Consider the following 812-nt stretch of genomic DNA (forward strand, 5'->3'; position numbering starts at 1 on the left):
TGATCGCGGTTGCGATGGAGCTGCATGCCTTCGCCGGGACGGCCCTCATAGGTCGTAATCATTCGCCCTGCTCCAGCTTGAATTGCATGAGCAGCTTGAGAGCCGCGTTGCATTCGACAGTGAAAAGCGCCTGTTCCAGGTAGACGTCCTGGGCGAAGGAGAGGCGGGGGTCTGTTGCCTTGACAACAGCCGCAGACTTGAGAATTTCTGCTTGCAGCCAGCGCTGGAACTGCTCCAGAGAATTGGTGCCCCCAGCGCCGACACGACCGGGAGCGGCCATGCTATCGGCGGTGCCTTGAATGGCGCTGGGGACGTTATCCGGGGATGTGCTTTGAGACATTGGCCGCTCCTATGAATGATTACACCTGTAATCACTGGGGCGACTCTATCTATGATTTCACCTTAAAGTCAAGATGTTTCGGATAATAACTTCACTTTGTAGTCATCTGACCAACAGGAGCATGCATGCAAACAACGATTGAGCTACTGGAGATGGCGCTCAGCAGCCAACCCGCGACCTACTGGACAAAGAAGCTAAACCTCGCAAGAAACACACTGGCAACATCAAAAGTGCGAGGACACCTCAGCCCTGCGATCGCTGGAGCACTGGCAGACGAAATGGGTCAGGACGCCCAAAAATGGATGGTGATCGCAGCCCTAGAAAGTGAGCGCGATAGCGCGTGCAAATCGCGCATGATGCGGAAGTTCCTAACCGGTGCTGCCCTCGCCGGAACGCTGATGGGCGCTAGTGGTGCTGCTACTGCTGCCGTAGCAAACGTGGCTCAAAGCGCCGGGGGTATGTATATTATGTT

The 812-nt window shown here is 55.4% G+C and carries 2 protein-coding genes; one reads left to right on the forward strand and one right to left on the reverse strand.

Features of this window, described 5'->3' with window-relative positions:
• Nucleotides 1-58: 58 nt before the first annotated feature.
• Nucleotides 59-340 (reverse strand): hypothetical protein, encoded by a 282-nt coding sequence (locus tag ACWGXF_RS24380; RefSeq protein WP_452102606.1) that lies wholly within the window; start codon nt 338-340, stop codon nt 59-61.
• Between the two features lie 125 nt (nt 341-465).
• Between ACWGXF_RS24380 and ACWGXF_RS24385 the strand changes: the two genes are divergently transcribed.
• On the forward strand, nt 466-812 hold a 347-nt coding region (locus tag ACWGXF_RS24385), incomplete at its 3' end, for a hypothetical protein (RefSeq protein WP_452102607.1).

This window comes from Comamonas sp. HJ-2 (genome assembly GCF_053615495.1).

Coding starts and splice junctions, on each gene's coding strand:
- ACWGXF_RS24380 (WP_452102606.1), bottom strand. CDS start 340: ATGTCTCAAAGCACATCCCCGGATAACGTCCCCAGCGCCATTCAAGGC.